6 protein-coding genes are annotated in these 16,727 nt (G+C 39.3%); all 6 read right to left on the bottom strand.

Annotated elements, in window-relative coordinates; translation table 11 throughout:
- Positions 1–12: 12 nt before the first annotated feature.
- The 6 genes from ACTBZY_RS22395 to ACTBZY_RS22370 all read right to left on the bottom strand — a co-directional run bounded on the left by ACTBZY_RS22395 (position 13) and on the right by ACTBZY_RS22370 (position 16,727).
- Positions 13–342: a LytTR family DNA-binding domain-containing protein gene (locus ACTBZY_RS22395; protein WP_463048627.1), complete on the bottom strand. Its 330-nt coding sequence runs from the start codon at positions 340–342 to the stop codon at positions 13–15.
- Between the two features lie 98 nt (positions 343–440).
- A complete protein-coding gene (locus ACTBZY_RS22390) occupies positions 441–2,129 on the bottom strand; it encodes an AMP-binding protein (protein ID WP_463048626.1) in 1,689 nt (562 codons plus the stop codon).
- Between the two features lie 23 nt (positions 2,130–2,152).
- Positions 2,153–3,901 carry a helix-turn-helix domain-containing protein gene (locus tag ACTBZY_RS22385; protein ID WP_463048625.1) on the bottom strand — a complete coding sequence of 583 codons (1,749 nt, stop codon included), beginning with the start codon at positions 3,899–3,901 and terminating at the stop codon, positions 2,153–2,155.
- Positions 3,902–4,098: 197 nt separating this feature from the next.
- Complete coding sequence (locus ACTBZY_RS22380; protein WP_463048624.1) at positions 4,099–9,597, bottom strand: fibronectin type III domain-containing protein; 5,499 nt, start codon at positions 9,595–9,597, stop codon at positions 4,099–4,101.
- Positions 9,598–9,618: 21 nt separating this feature from the next.
- Complete coding sequence (locus ACTBZY_RS22375; RefSeq protein WP_463048623.1) at positions 9,619–10,122, bottom strand: hypothetical protein; 504 nt, start codon at positions 10,120–10,122, stop codon at positions 9,619–9,621.
- A gap of 485 nt (positions 10,123–10,607) precedes the next feature.
- A complete protein-coding gene (locus ACTBZY_RS22370) occupies positions 10,608–16,727 on the bottom strand; it encodes a 3-coathanger stack domain-containing protein (protein WP_463048622.1) in 6,120 nt (2,039 codons plus the stop codon).

Genomic DNA, 16,727 nt, shown 5'->3' with positions numbered 1-16,727 from the left:
TATGGAAAAACATTAAGCATTAAGATAGGCCTTAAAAGCAGCCACCCGCCTGCGAGAAAGAAAAATATCTTCTGCATTTTTTCTCCTAGTATTTGGTATGTTCCTAGAAGTATAATGAACTGTGAAGAAGTCCAGATAGTCGAGATTAATGAGCGTGGAACGGCTGGTTCTAAAAAAATGAAAAGGTTTTAATCGCTTTTCTAAGGTTCCTATGTTGGTAGACGATAAAAGCTCGGTACCGTCTGTAAAATGAATTACGGTATAGTTATCTTGAGCTTCTAACTTTGAGATATAGCTTGGGCTCACGCTTCGGCGTGCACCTAAATGGACTATTTTTTTCATGATATTTACTAAGCTTTTTTGTATTCTTTAAAGTTAGAACATGACTTTCCAAGGCACTTATTACATTGTGCCAGAAACTTAGCTTATTGTGTCATGGTTTATGCCCAAATAAGGACCTCTGTCCTTTCAATCCATAAAAGAGAGCTAGATTTGTACGTTTTTTCTATATGGTTTCGCCTTAGTTTTAGGGTAGGCGTTATGAAATCATTTTCAGCGGTCCATTTATCTTCTAACACCACTATTTTCTTTATTCTCTCGTAAGGCTTTAATGCGGAATTCACTATGTCTAAGTGTTTTAGTAAATCTTGCTTGTCATGTTCATTGAGGTCTTCTTCATTTAACGTGACAAGGGCAATAGGCTGAGGAAGCCCTTCGCCTATCACACAGATATGGTCTAGGTAAGTCTTTATGGCAAACAAGTTTTCTATCCTGCTTGGCACCACATATTCTCCCTTGCTGGATTTGAATATTTCCTTTACCCTACCCGTAATTTTCAGGAACCCATCTTTATCGAGTTCTCCCATATCTCCGGTATGAAGCCAGCCATCAACATCAATAGTATCCGCCGTCAATTCTGGTTCTTTAAAATAGCCTACCATATTCCAAGGGGAGCGACTTATTATCTCACCCGTGTCGGGCAGAATTTTCATTTCTACGCCATCCCAAGGTTTACCCACGGTATCATCTTTTGTCAGCTCTTCGGGCATGATACTGCTTACACCCAAATTTTCGGTCATGCCGTAAATTTGCGTAAGGTCAATGTCTATTTTCCTAAACCACTCCACCAAGCTAATTGGAACACTTGACGCTCCAACAAGACTTATGACAGCATCCTGCAATCCCAGACCTCGTTTTATTTTTCTTTTAATGAAACCGTTCATCATCGGTATTTTCAAAAACAGGTCTAACTTCTTTTGAGAAATAGCATCTAATATCCCAGCCTGAAAGGCACTCCAAATACGGGGTACAGCTAAGAAGTGGGTAGGGCTAGCATCGGCCAAATTTCTTTTAAACGTTTCTAGTGACTCCACAAAATAGATGACTCCGCCCGCCACTATAGCGGCTCCGCCCACTGCACAGCGTTCTCCCGCATGAGCCATAGGCAAATAAGAAAAGAAACGAGCATTTGGGGTATCCCACTTTAGTCTTTCATACACAACGGGTAATACGGCTGAAGTCATCCTGTGATTAACCATCACCCCTTTGGGATTACCTGTGGTTCCAGATGTATATATGATGGTATAAATTTGATTTATTTCTGCATGAATATCTTCTTGTAGCGGCTTATTATTGGACATGATAGACACCCACTGTATATGTAAAGGGTCTGGATTATACCTTGGAAAAGAGATGCGTTTTATATCCTTGGAAATCTCTTTTTGAATACTTGATATATCATCCAATTTACCGAGGAAAAGCACTTGGCAATGGCTGTGTTCTAAAAGCTCTACTAACTGCGAGCTATTTAAGCTTGGATAAAAGGGAACGACAACATGCCCTGCCATGATGATAGCCAAGTCGGTAATTATCCATTCTGCACAGTTTTTAGATAATAAACCAATATTACTTTGAGGAGGTAAATTCAGTGAGATAAGATATGCGGCTAATTTTCTGATAGATTGACCAGCTTCTGCCCAAGTAAAATCTATATATACTCCATTAAAAGGCTGTTTAAGGAAAATCTCATTTGCTTTTTCCTGCTCCCATTTATAGAAATGCCACATGACACCCTTATTTTCCTCTTTCATTCCCATTCTTAATAATCCAATAAAAAAGTATGCTTCCATCCCATTGGAGTAACTCACTTTCCCTACATGATGGATTCTTGCAATTGTTCGATAGTGTCAAAAAAACGCTTGAATTCTGGACTTGTCTTAAAATAACGAGCCCTTCTAAAGGCCTGATGAATCATCAGCATACGCCCTTCATGCTGTTCTTCTGCCTTTTCAAAACATTTATAAGCTTTCATAAACTCTCCAGTGGCCACATATAATTGAGCCAAATCGTAATTACATGTTAATCCAGAATTGACTCTTTCCTCTACTTCTTTAATAAGATTTTGTGCATCTTTTTGTTCTCCTAAAAAAACATAAACGAGGGCTAAAAGTCCTTTAGAATTAGCACTGGGATACATTTTACTAGCATTCAAAGCATAAGGTAAAGCCTCTTTGTACTTCTGTTGCTCTAGTAAAACCAAACCCTTCATAAAGTAGCCCGTCCAGTGGTCTGTGTTTTTAGAAATAGTTTTGCCTGCCAACTTTAGACTTTCCTGTAAGTCGCCCTCCATCCACTTCATTAGACTCCAATTAGAATAATAGAGGCTATTAAATGGGTCTAACTGAATGGCCTGAGAAAAGAACTGATCGCATTTATCATGCTGACCAATAAATCCGTAAAACATGCCATATTGCATGTGAATTTCAGGTGAATTTGGGTTTAATGCATAAGCCTTTTCAAAGGCCGTTTTAGCGGCTTCAAAATCCCAGTTATACCAAAACTTCATTTCGCCATCGGCATTATGACTATCGGCATTTTGAGGCTCTAATTCCAAAGCCCTATTAACAGCATTTTTGGCTAAAAGAATACTTTCGGCAGGAGGTAATTCCGAGAAAAACCAAAGATGAATATAGCAGTGGGCTATCCCAGCGTAAGCATTTGCATAGCCTGGTTCTAGCTTAATAGCCGCTTTATAAAAATCGATAGCTTTGAAAAAATTGTCGTTATTATTGAATTTATAATGAAAGAAACGACCTTGAAGGTATAATTGATAGGCTGCCGTGTTATTGGTTGAGCGTTTCAGCATACTTTCCTTTTGCTCCCCCAAGAGTTTGATTTTTATCTGTTCTAATATGGCCACTGAGATTTCGTCTTGTATATCAAAGACATCTATCAATTGCCTATCATAAGTTTCAGACCAGAGATGAAACCCATCTTCTACCTTTATTAACTGAGCTGTTATCCTAAGTTTATCTTTTGATCGCCTTACACTACCCTCTAAGATATAATTGACGTTCAACAATTTTCCTAGCTGTCGCAAATCAGGCGTTTTCCCTTTAAACCTAAAAGAAGAAGTGCGTCCCGCTACTTTAATTTGAGGCACTTTGGCTAGCACGTTTATGACTTCTTCTGTTATACCGTCACTAAAGTATTCTTCCTCTTGTTCGCTCATATTTACAAAAGGAAGTACCGCAACGGAGTTATCACATTGATTCTCAAATGTATGAGAAAACGACTCCCTTCTAAATTCTGAAGGATTAATAGAAAACGCTTTAGTGAAATACTTGCTAAAGTTCTGTGGAATGTCAATCCCCACTTGATAGGCTACTTCTGAGATACGTAAATCCGTAGTTTCTAATAGGTATTTAGCCTTAATAAGTCTTCTTTGACGAACGTATAAACTGGTAGATTGAAAAGTATTTTCCTTCACAAGCCTGTGCAATTGCGAACGACTAAGACCTAGGTTTTGAGAAAGTAAATCAATGGTAAAAGAGGAATCTGTTAAGTTTTCGTCAATTACCTTGTTCAATTTTTCAAGTAATCTATTTTCTGAGTTTACCATTAGCTATGGCTCATTATTTCTTTCTTCAGCTATGATGTACGCCCTAAGTTAAGGTTTTCCAGCTTATTACCCTCTTTTAATGGATATCAATTGAATGATTTTTAGGCTTTTAAGACCTTTAGAATAAAGCTTAAAAAAAAGGCCACTTTTGTAAAAAAAAGTGACCTCCCCAAAAAACTAGATGATACTAAGTAAAATTATCGTTTTATAAGTCGCTTATACACTACCCCTGTTTCTGCTTTTATCATTAAGAAATGTAAACCCGCAGGAAGATTTTCTAAATTCATTTTGGCAAGTCCATTGGTCACAATCGTTACATTTGGTCTAAGAACCACTCTGCCTGTTAAATCTACAATCTCCACACTTTCTTCCTTTAAAACGGCACCAGGAAACCTTAAGTTGACCCTAGTACTGAATGGGTTTGGATAGATATGATAAGCGTCTTTAGCATCGAACTCTATCACCGAAAGTGTGCCTTCTTCCACCGTAGTTACTTTTAATGCTGTCGATTTCTCAGAGGCATTTCCTGCCGCATCTTTGGCCACAACTTGAATGCTATATGCCGTTAATTTGGTAAGGTTGCTCACTATAAAACTCGTTTCTGAAGAACTACCAACTAATGTTCCATCAACATATATGTCATATTGGGTAATTCCCACATTATCTGTAGATGCCGTCCAAGACAATAAAACACCCGTGTCCGTCACCTCATTGGCTACTACATTTGATGGGGCACTTGGGGCTTGAACATCCACTACCGCTCCTGTAGATGTGGTAACCTTTAGGGCTGTAGAGGCCGTTGATGTATTTCCAGCGGCATCTGTGGCTGTTACATAAATAGAATAGGCTGTACCTGCCGTTAGTCCAGAAAGAGAGAAAGTGGTACCCGTGACGGTGGCTGTTAAACTTCCATCTACGTAAACTTTATACTCTTTCACGCCTACATTATCTGTAGCTGCTGCCCATGAGATATCTATACCTGTGGTTCTTATCTCTGTGGCTGTTAGGCCTGTTGGAGATGAAGGAGCTTGAGCATCCGAGGCGGTTTTTGTGGTTACACTCACACTCGTAGACGCACTTGACTTATTCCCTGCAGCATCTAAGGCTACAATGGTTACGGCATAAGTTTTAGAACCCGCCAATCCGGTAATAGTGAAACTAGTTTCTGATGTTTTTCCTTTTGATTCACCATCAACAAATACCTCATATTCTGCAACGCCTACATTATCACTAGCAGCGGTCCAAGAAACTTCCGCAGTAGTCTCAGTAATAGTTCCTGCTGTAGGAGAGGTAGGTGCTGTAGGTGCTTTGACGTCGGCTACACCCGTTAATGAAATAGAAAATGCTCCGTTATCACCATCAAACCCGTCCACCATGATATAGTAAGTCTCACCGGCTGTTAAGCCTGTAACCGGTAAATAACTGTCAAAAAAAGTAGAGCAATCTTCAGGTCCTGCATCATTGGCTGCTTTTAGACTAAATGTACTAAAGTCTGAAACGCTCGTTGCGGTATACAGTGCCAGTTGTGTATCAAAATCAGCTAAATCACAGGTACTGATATTAACTTTACCGTCTGCAGGGGCTATAAATTTAAACCAGACAGAATTGTCCACTTGTTTATCACACCAGCCGGTGGTACAGTCCTGATTATTGGCAGGAACGGGTCTAATATCTTGTTCCTTATCTCTAACTGTAGCAAACGAATTTGAATAACCAGATTTCACTTCTCCATCTACAGGCAGTTCTATGGCATTGACCACATCATCATTGGCAGGGCCAGGAGTGATACTATTTCTAACTATAATACCAAAACTTCCCCTATTCCCTCCGTAGCCATCTACCACAATATAATACTTTTTCCCTGCGGTAAGGTTTTTCAAAGGAAGATAGCTGTCTCCATTAGTAGCACAACTTTTAGGTCCATCTTCGTTGGCTGCAACAAGCACAAAGTTTGTATCAACCTTACAATCCTCCACTTCAAACACGGCAATCTGGGTATCAAAATTCGCCAAGTCGCAAAGCGAAATTTCAGCCTCCCCACTTTCCGAGGCTACAAATGTAAACCAGACTGTTCCGCCTATACTTTTATCAAGCCATTCTGCAGGAAGGATTTTCCTTTCTGTGCTTGACACCGTGGCTGCAAAATTGTTAAATCCCTTTTGAACATTACCGTCTGTTTTTAGAGCAATCGCATCACACGCGTCGTCATTGGCCGGTATTTCGGTGATTTTCTGAGTTATTAAATCAATCGAAAATTGCCCAAATGAATTAAGAGAGCCATCCACTACCAAATAATAGGTTTCTCCTCCTTCAAGACCCGTTACATCCAAGATGCTTCCACGAACACTTGTTCCATTTGGGTATTGACTGCTAGGAGGAAGACGGCATAGATGACCACCGTCATCAGCACCAAGATACTCATAGGTGCTAAAATCTTCTAGGTCTCCTACCTTATAAAGAGCTAATTGAACAAAAAAGCTCGCTTGATTACAGGTACTAATCTGCACTGCCCCTTCGTTCGGTGCTACAAATTTAAACCAGACAGAACGTTCAATTTGCCTCGCTCGGCTATCGCCTGGCTTGTCTGACCAACCATTTGGTTTGTTCAGCTCAGAAACTGGTGGAGCTATTACCTGCTCTTCATCGGATGCCGTGGCACCACCATTATTAAAGACCCCTTGCCCAACGGCATCTAATTCTAAGGTAATGGCGTTTTCAATTAAATCATTATCTGGCAAATCCAATTTAACTTGTAAATCGAACGTTCCCATTGCACCTTGGTATCCATCTACCAGAATATAATAATAAATACGGTTTTGAGTGGTTTCGTAAGGCAATCCTTTTAGTATTAACTTGCTACCAAATCCGCCATCCAGACCCACATCATCGTTCGCTTTATATAATTCAAACTTGTCGTAATTTTCACCTCCACAATAGGTTCTTAAACCATAAACAGCGAGCTGTGTATCAAAAGTGGCATTCAACACTTCGATGGAAACTGCCCCCTCTTTAGGTGCACTAAATCTGAACCAAACCGAATGCTGAATTTCATCCTCTTTCCACCCAAACACCGGATTGGTAGCTTGTGGAATTAACATACTTTCGTTTATTTCTGAAGTGGAGTTATAATTTGATAAACCAGTTATGATGGTTCCATTCCTGATATAGCTGTTTAAATCCAAGTTAATCGCTTCGCAATTCTCATCGTTTTTCGGCGGTAAACTTTCAATGGTTATTCCAAAGTCACTTTGAGCACCTTTAAAACCATCTACCAAAACGTAGAGTGTATCTCCTAAAGTGAGGTTTTCCATTTGCACACCAGCAGATTCATTTGTTTTATTTCCTGTGCGGCAGAGTCCCCTATCATTAGAATTAAGTATGTTATAGGTGCTCATATCATTAATGTCACCCACCTTATAAACCGCAATTTGTGAATCAAAACCATCATTTATTGGATCGCAGAGCCTGACTTCAGTTGTGGGGCTACTCACCACAAATTTGAACCAAACCGAATTGGTTATTTCTGGGCCAGAATCATTTTCTTTATTCCAGTTGACGGGTACTATAGCTGCCTCTTCTTCTGCTGAATTGGCATTGATATTGGTAAATTTGGCTTCCTTATTAAACTTATTGATATAGGTGGTCTGCAAACTTCCGTCTGTGGTAAGCAAAAGTGCATTCGTAGACAAATTATTGTCAGGTGCCCTGTTTTCATCACTATCTCCATAGAAGGCAGAGATTAATACGGTGTCCGCCACGGAGTTATCAAATTCGGAACTACATTTTGAGCCAAAAATCACTTGAATGTCTTCGTAAGCTACATCTGTTTTCTTACCCGATCTGTCAACGTCTATTATGAGTAGAACTGAATCATTAGGTGCCATTAGAAAATCTTTATCAGCAGGGTCGAAACTTAGGCTAGCTCTGTTATAGTTTCTTTGTAAATACGCTATAGCATAGGTTCTTTCAAACTTGCTATTGTTCTTAAGCACTATTTCAAAAGAAGCCGTTTCTTCCGGTCCTAAATCAGAAATCTTTGCCTTTTTGGCTTTCTTGCCGGTAACAGGATCTATGACCACAATACCAGGGTCGTCTACTTTTACACCTCCTTCATACGGGCAGCTCGTTTCACTTACCGGTAATAATTCAAATATTGGTGTACCAAAAACCGGATCTGTATGTACCTTATACTCAATTCTATCTCCATCATTATCGTCAATATGATAAGATACAGCAGTGGCATCTTCATCCACATTGGTGTTCCCATTGGCAGCCGACGTAGTGACGCTAATGGTGTTTTTCTTTGAGTAAGACCCACCAGCACTAATTGGCCCTGCTTTAATCCCAACAGACCCTTTTATTTCCAACGAGGTCGTAGAATTGAAAGATACCTCCTGACTAAAAGATGAGGCACGAGATTGGGTAGTGGCAAACCTTTTATCAAAATTCAACGAGTTATAAACCTCCTCATTCCTAAAGGCAGCGTTTTTTATTTTGGCATTGAAACGCATCGCTTCTTCCCAAAAATCAGCTTCTTCTTGTTTACCTCTTTGTCTTAATTTGATAATTTCACCATCATCTCCTTGAAGCTGTTGTTCGGTATATTCTCTTGTCCAATTGTATTTTGTGGGATATAAGATAACATCTGTATTAGACTGAAAATCAACACGATCATTGCTAGGACTCGTAGTGGCAATTACCCACGTTTGTAGAATAAAGTCGACATAAGGCTGTCTGGCTACAATCTTATCACTTTTAGACGTATTGGTATACGTAGTCTCTAGATCATATCTAATGGAATTTGCTCCCCCTTGGGATTTGGCTTTGGTATACTCTTTTGAGCTTGTGGACGTAACTTCTCCACCTGCCGAAATAGGCCCTAGTTCCAGCCCTACGCTTGCCGTAGCCGACTCCTCCACGGTCTTGCTATTTACTTTTGAGGAAGACCAATTGAATTCTTTTGAATAACTCTTTCCTTGTGTTAAAGAAATCGAACTCTTATCACCTGGAGGTGCTCTTAAGATGGTAATAATATCTACCGGTCCATTACCCTCTCCAATTTTTTCATAATTGTTCCCTATAACTCCAATGGGTAGAATGACCGTTTTGACATGGGTACTACCAGTATAAAGTCTATAAATCAACAATTTAGTATGGTCGTATTGACTATTCATCACAACGTGCCGTCTGTCAAAATTGAATGTAAAACCCTCTGAAATGGGTATGTTCGTAAATCTCGTTCCTAGCCACAGAAAATCTGGGATAGTGATATATCTTACCGTTCTTGCAACAACTAGAGGCCTTGTTTCATTACCAAGTTCACCATACGACACGCTTACTTTGTCAAAAATCTTATCTCTTGAAAAGAGGGGATTTAAGACTCCAAAATTTAAATCAAAAGCAATAGGAGAAGTATTTCTATACGTTGTAAAGAAATGTCCTCTATCTGGCCCATTGTATATCTTTTCTTCTATTTGTGCCGTAGTAGGTTCTCCATCAAAGACATAAATCTGTCCCCGCTTGGTCACATCCGCATCCTTAGCTGATATACTGATATAAATTTGAGAATCGAAAGGCAGGCCAGAACTGTTGTTGTACACTACAGCACTTTCAAACCGTTCTGCTTGTGCAATAACTTCAAGACTAGAAATAAGCCCTAAAAACAGCAGTGGCAGTATTTGTATAATTCTTTTCATGATTAAACTGTTTTAATAGGTTTATTGGTTTGTCATTTCATACTCGGTTTTAGAGGCTCCAGTTTTTTTATCCACGGAGTTTCTAGTCAACTTCAAGCTTGTATCGGTGAGGTTATCAATGGTATAAGCTATGGTACCGCCTGTTCCAGTAGGTTCTGGACTAAGACCTAAAAGCGTTAAAGTTTTCCCATCTGCAGAAATAGACCAGGTACCAGTAAAAGTATGGCCATCTACAGCCGTAAACTTAGCAGAAGAAAGGCTACTTAGGTTTAGTTTAAAGTCCGCATAACCCAGACGCAAGCTTGAGGTATTTCCTTTTGTATACACCACAGCAGCATCTTCTTTGACAGAGCTTACAGACCATGTTTTATTCATTCGTTCTGTTATCGTCGGCGTTGATGGGGTGCTAGGGTTTGAGGGCGTAGGTGCAGTGGTTGAACCACAGCCTGTAGAAATCAGAATCGCAATCAGAATACATCCTATTGCAACTCTATTTATGGTTGGTTTTAATTGTTTTTTTTTCATGTGTAATAGGTTTAGATAAAAGGAATGATTTTAATCATTTCACAGCTATTGCGTTGTCCAGCAGTTGGCTTAACTAATTTAGCTCTACACGTTTACCTATTTTTAAATGGTGGGGTGGACAAAAAGTAGACAAAAAACAAAAAGCCCATTTCAAGGCTTTAAAGGGACAATTATTTATTATCCTTAATGGGAAACAAGCAGCTTACACCTATTGATGCTCAACTATTTAGATACAAATACGTTAAAATATTGAACCTTGAAATTGGAAAGAAACCTTGAAGTTCTTCTTTTGCTCATATCTCATTTTCTTTCTGAGCGTGAATCTGGCCTTATTAATTCCATCTGTGGAATTTTGAACTTATCTAAATTTGTTAAGATTAGGATTTAATCTCAGGACGGAATAAAATCAAAAAAAAGAGGCCTTCTCATGATATAAATGAGAAGACCTTCTTTCTATTTTCTAAAGTAAACTCTTATTAGAATTATTAAGTTGAAGTGTCCACAATAACTATTTTGTGTATGTAACTAAGCAGGTCTCCATTGATGATTAAATAATAGGTTCCAGAGGCCAGATTGTTGGTAGTAATACTCGTTAAGTTTTCACCAATCTTGAAAAATTCTTCAGTCGTATAATCTTGAATTATGTTGGCGTATCCATCTATGAGTTGGATGTTTAACTGTTGTTCTAAAGGATTACTGAATTTTATACTTACAAAGCCATCTTCTTCTAATAATTCGCTATAAATTTTATTTTCATAAACTTGAGGATTGGCTTTCTGACTCTCTTTGGATGAAGAATTAGAATTTTGAATAAATACAGAAGAAGTTTCAGACGGACAGTCTTCTAAAATTGCTATAAAAACTGCTCCATTTTCTACACTAAAGCCCGGTTTAAGTAATACGGATCGTTCACCTTTAAAAACCACTGTGGTAGGAGAATCCACGTCACCATCAGATTCTAAAAGTAATTTATGGTACGTGTCTGGCGAAATAGCCCCACTGCCATTATTGGCCAGATTAAAGGCATTTCCATTATTCTCACAATCATTAAATGCGGCATCATCATTCAAAATTTGGAGTTCTATTTGGTTGTTTCCTCCTATGTTATAGTCGCCACCGTTGATTATGCTCAGCAGTATGTTTTCATCTAATTCTGGTTCTAAGTCGCTTATTGGGTCAAAGTACAGTTTCTTAGAAGTACTGCCAGTTAAAATCTTAACCACACCAGCGTTTCCGTCAAATGTATGATAACCAGATACCGTATAGTCTTCTCCAGAAATGGCTTTTCCTGCTAATAGAAAATTGATGGTAATATCATTGGTATCCGCCTGTGAGAGCGTAAAGTTTATGCTCAGCTTACCATTGGCATCTTCATTTATTTCAGTGTTTACACTAGTGATGGTATTGCCATCTTTCTCTTCTGACTTCTCCTCTTCTGCTCCCGAAATACTGATTGGGCTAGAGGCCACATTGGCCAAAAAGGCACCAATGTTTAAAACAGGAGTGCCAATTCTGAAATCCCAATCAAAGCTTTGACTGGCGGTGTTGCCAGCTGCATCTTTAATGTTTATCAAAGAAACGGCTACGCTATCTCCTATCCAGCCACTTACATCGACAGTTGGTGTCAGAATGATTTTGTTTTGATAACAACCTAAAATAGCAGGAATAGCTGAGTTATTTGAAAGTCTGGTTAATGTGAAATTTGAATTATTGAGAGCCGTACAAGCAAGGTTCTCATTGAAAGTTTGAGATATTTCATCACCCAAGGCATAGTTAAAGTCATTTGGAAGTGGAGCTCCAAAGGCGATAGGACCTTTGCGGTCAACGGTTCCTCTAATAATATCGGAGTATCTTACTTTGGAGCCTTTTTTTAGTTTTAGCCTAAATTTGTATGCACCATCTGCCAGTGAATTTGGCCAAAAGGAATCCATACTGTTAGCCGCCAAATTTACTTTTTGAATGGTTTTAGCAGTTACCCAACTATTGCCTGAGGCAGATGCATATTCAAAAGATATTTCAGACAAATTAGCCAAGTCATAACCACTCATGGAGTAATTAATATTTGGGCCGTCGATAGCGTTTACCGCAAAGTTATTTTCAGGAGCAGAAAGTATAATGGGGCTTATACCATCTTCAAACTGAGCCTTTACTATGATGTTGTCTTTGAAATTAGCACCTGATGGGTTTCCTGCATTACATTCATCAAAAACCTCAAAGAACATTTCAAAGTTGGTGATGTTAGGGTCAAACTGGCCTACACTGGCAGTGAAATCATGTGTTGCATTATTTGCCAATTGCGTGTCAAATGGACCTGCACCTAAACCTTCTATTGAAACCTGAGCTCCAGAAGTACTTTGACCGGGAACATACCTAAGGTAATAGGTTCGCTCTTCAGAGCTTTCACTTTCGTTGGCAAGGTTCAATTGAAACAATTGAGAAGAGCCTGCGGGAATACCAGTCATATTATAGTTGCTGGTCGATAAAACTACCTTGTCTCTTTTTTGTGTATTCACTTCATTTGGGCAGCTACTGGCACCCGCTATCAAGTCAAAAACTGGGGTATTGTAAACAGGGTCTGTTTTTACATCCACAGTGAAATAATCGCCATCGTTTCCATCATCAATGGTAAACCCTGTGGTAGTTTCTTTAGTGGTAGTTAGAACTTCTGAGTTACCAGTTTGCATTCTTAGTGAAATGGTACCACCTTCTGAAAGGCCACTTCCGCCTAATTCCATGCCTATCTCTACAGCTAGTGTGCTGTCCGTTTCCATTTGGAACACAATGGTAGACACCTTTGTAGCACTCGAAGTTACACTGGAAGTTCTAGGGCCATTTATGCCGTCAAAAGAAATATTATGATGATGCTTAGCTTCTCTTTTTAGCCTTTTGTTTTCAGATAAAATTTGTTGCCAAACACTAATCTGATTTTCCTTTTTACGCTTTTCGTTTGCCGTGGTGGCAGGAGCATCTCTTATGGCAATTAAATTAGGGATGACTACATTTTTGATATGATACTCAGAGTAGGCATAGTCGGTAGCGAAACCATCTGGAGCCAATATAAAATCACGGGTACTGTTAAACGTACAACTCGATGCATCAAAACTTATTTCATCTACAGGAGCATAAAGAAAGTTGACCGCTCCACCAAAATAGATATCTCCTTCCTCTCCAGGAACGGCATCATCTGCCGTGGAATACTCTTCAGAATTAGTCATGGTGATTATTTGCTCCGTAGAAGAAGTGTTTTCTGTGGTCATGGCAAATGAACCTTTAAGATTTGCCCAAAATGCCGACTCATAAGAAACTCCCAAACCAGCTTCAAATTTTACACCTAATTTGGCATCGACCCAAACGTCTTTGGAATTGGTACGTTTGGTAGAAAAACTAGTAGCAGTGCTGCTACTTGTTTGAGCTGTTCTGAAACTGAAACTTTTATCGCCTGGAGGGTCACGAAGTATCAAGAAAGGTATTTCTGGAGAAACCGTGGTAAAGGTTCCTACACCTGCTTTTATTCCGGTTACTATGGGCTTTATGTCGTTTTTACTGGCATCACCACCTTGTCTATCATATTTATCAGTAAAACCTAACTGTAATGTTTTTTCATAGTTGCCGCTTATCGTAGGTTCGCCAGGAGTTACAGTTAAGGTATCTATTCCGTTTACGGTAACATGAATTAACTCTACCGCAGCAGTTCCAGATGCTATGTTGGTGAAAATGGTAAGCGTATCGTCTTCTACAGGGCAGCCCAATACGGTCTGACTGTTATATGTTACGTACTTATTTGGGTCACCTTGGAATACGCCAATAGTTATTTTTTTAGTTTTTCCTTGTTCTAAAATAGGATTAAGGGGTTTGGTACACGGACCCGCCAAATCAAATACCTTTATTTGTGGTTTTTCATGAAAAACTAGATTGAAGACGGTGTCTTTGGTAGTGACATCCATTCGCATAGCTGATGAAGGAAAAAAGTCTGTGTTTTCAAAGAAAGCTACCATTTCATCTTTATTGTATTTGGGAACGCTGTTGCCATCTACCGGAATATCTATAAAATCTGTTACGCTCACTAAATAATGGCCTGCTGGTACTCGCTTTGAATATATCCCAGATACATTAGCGGTATCTTTTAAGATAAATTCTGCTGCATTAAATACGGCGGTGTTACCCACTTGCTTCATTTGGGTAAACTGCACCACAGCTCGACCTGCAAATTGGTCGCAATCCGCCTTAATTGTACCTGAAATAACATTGGTACTGGTATCTGTAAAGTTGACATTCGCTACTTCTATGGCTGTTCCAAAAGTAATTACAGAGTCTTTTTTGACAAAAACATGGTTTTTGAAACGTGGTGAAATTTTATAATCATTATCTTCTTCAAAAGTGATGGCATAAGAGCCATCCACGCCCGTTTTAAAGTTTGCACTGGGTATAGTGTCAGTTGGGTCTGTAGGTACAGGGAAATCTGTCAATCTGAAAGTGACGTCTTTAATAGGTGAGGAAACAGGAAGACTTTGACCACTTAGAACCACACAATCATAACAAAGCTGATTAATGTTTCCGGTAACGCTAAAAACGGTTTCGTCTATAAAATCAATGCTGTTTTGAGTTGGGGATACTTGCGTAAGTGTGGCATCATAAAATGATTCGCTCGGATTACTACCTTCTAGTGTAAAAACATGGTCTGGTTTAGAAGGTGATACTTTAAAAACAGCCGAAGCTCCTGAGCCACCAGTTTGGAGTCCGTAGTAGAGACCTTGCAAAGAAAATGAGCCGTTAGAGGTGGTAATGGCAGTATCTATTTTATTAGCCAGTCCGTTTGGTGGCGAACCAGATATACGCTGAGCTGTCACGGTAATGCCAGCTACTCCAGCACCAGATGGACTTTTTACTTTCCCGTTAATTACACCATTAGGGTCAATCACGGTAATGGTTATAGGAGCTGTATATAGCGTCGGTTGAACCGATGGGCCGCAATGGTGTATAGCCTTTCTTCTAAACTGGGTAGTTTCCGTTAGACTGCTAGGCGTATGGGTAAGAGAATTATAAATGGCCGAAGTGGCAGGTTCCCAATTCCCTGTAGTTTTTTGTTCCCAATCTAAGCTATAATAGGAGCCCGAATTGACTGTGGGACTGCTTATATTCCCAATTGCTGAAAGCGGTATCTCTTGAGGACTTGGTACTGCTGTAGTTCCTGATATACTACCTGAAGTTAAGGATAATGTTAATGGAGTTACCGTGACAATATTGCTATAAGCAGTATTTCCACATGCGGTTACAGCTCGCCTAAAGCGTACCGTGGAGTAACCCTCCATTCGCCCGTTATAAGATTGGCTACCAGCTTCATTAATATCTCCCGTGTCAAACCATGCACCTCCGTCATTGCTTCTTTTCCATACATAGCTTAAAGAGCAGCCCAATGATGAAGAGGCATCTGTCAATGAAGGAATATATTGAATATCATATGCATAAGGGTCGCTTCCGGGGCATTCTTCTCTGGTAGTTTGTAACTGGTCATAGGGAGATTGATCATATAATGTAATTACGCCAGGGTTGGGAAGAACAGTCTCCGTAGTTATTTTTATTTCAAAGTCTCCTTCATTAGTATTATAGCCCTCTACTATGGCTTGGTAGGTACCAGGGGCTAAATCCATTACAATCTGAGAAGTTCTGTAAACAGCACCCCCATCATCATTACCCTCTAAGTAATTATAATTAGCTCTGTTATTTGTTAAATTGATTAGGTGAAGATAAGTATCAAAATTAGTAGAAGCTGAAGAAGTAGTAATAGTGACCTTTTTTGCTTTTTCCAAAACAAATTCATAAAAAACATCTTTTGCATCCTGAAATTCATCAAAGCCACTCCAACCGTTAACGTAACCAAAAGACCCTCCTAAAATAGAAGGTTCAGGATTTCCTCTATTCCCGTTTTTATGACTTATGGTGGCATCAGCATTTAGTACGCCAAACTGAAGGGGATCGTTAACATGATCTCCATGAGAGGGTCTAACGAAGTATTTAAGATAGACATTACTGTCGTATTCACCGTTTATTTGCCCATCCCCAGAATTGTCCATAGCGAAATCTATATAATTAGGCAAGCCAACTTGCCCAGCTCGGTAGTCATATATTTCATTTTTTATAGCTCTTTGAGCATCACTTGTACTCCATGTAATATTATCGTTGCAACACTCATCCCAGCTCATTGCAGAGATTTCAAATTTGCCATTTCCAGTAACATAAAAGTCATATATATGAGCCCAATCTATGCCGAAAAGAGGTTTTGTGGGATCAGTATATTTGGTAGAATAATACCATTCAGCAGGGACATTATGATTATTATTCATAGATAAAAAAGGAATACCATCCGCTGAATTGTCGTATCCAGAAGTCGTATTTACTAATTGGTCGGCAATCCCATTTTGGTCAAGACTTATTTCTAAATACATACGATTGTCGGCAAGGCCATTCCCTCCATCATTATTAGTAAGCGAGGCTTTCCAGTCTCTTAGATAAACGCCCAAGTGATACTCATTCAAATTGCTCGATTGAGCAAGAAGCCCATAGGATGAGCATAAAAACAAGATTAAAAAAAGTAGATTTTTTTTCAT

Source organism: Arcticibacterium sp. (genome assembly GCF_055134445.1).
The sequence above is the reverse complement of the archived record's forward strand: the minus strand, read 5'-3'. Positions and strand labels throughout refer to the sequence as shown.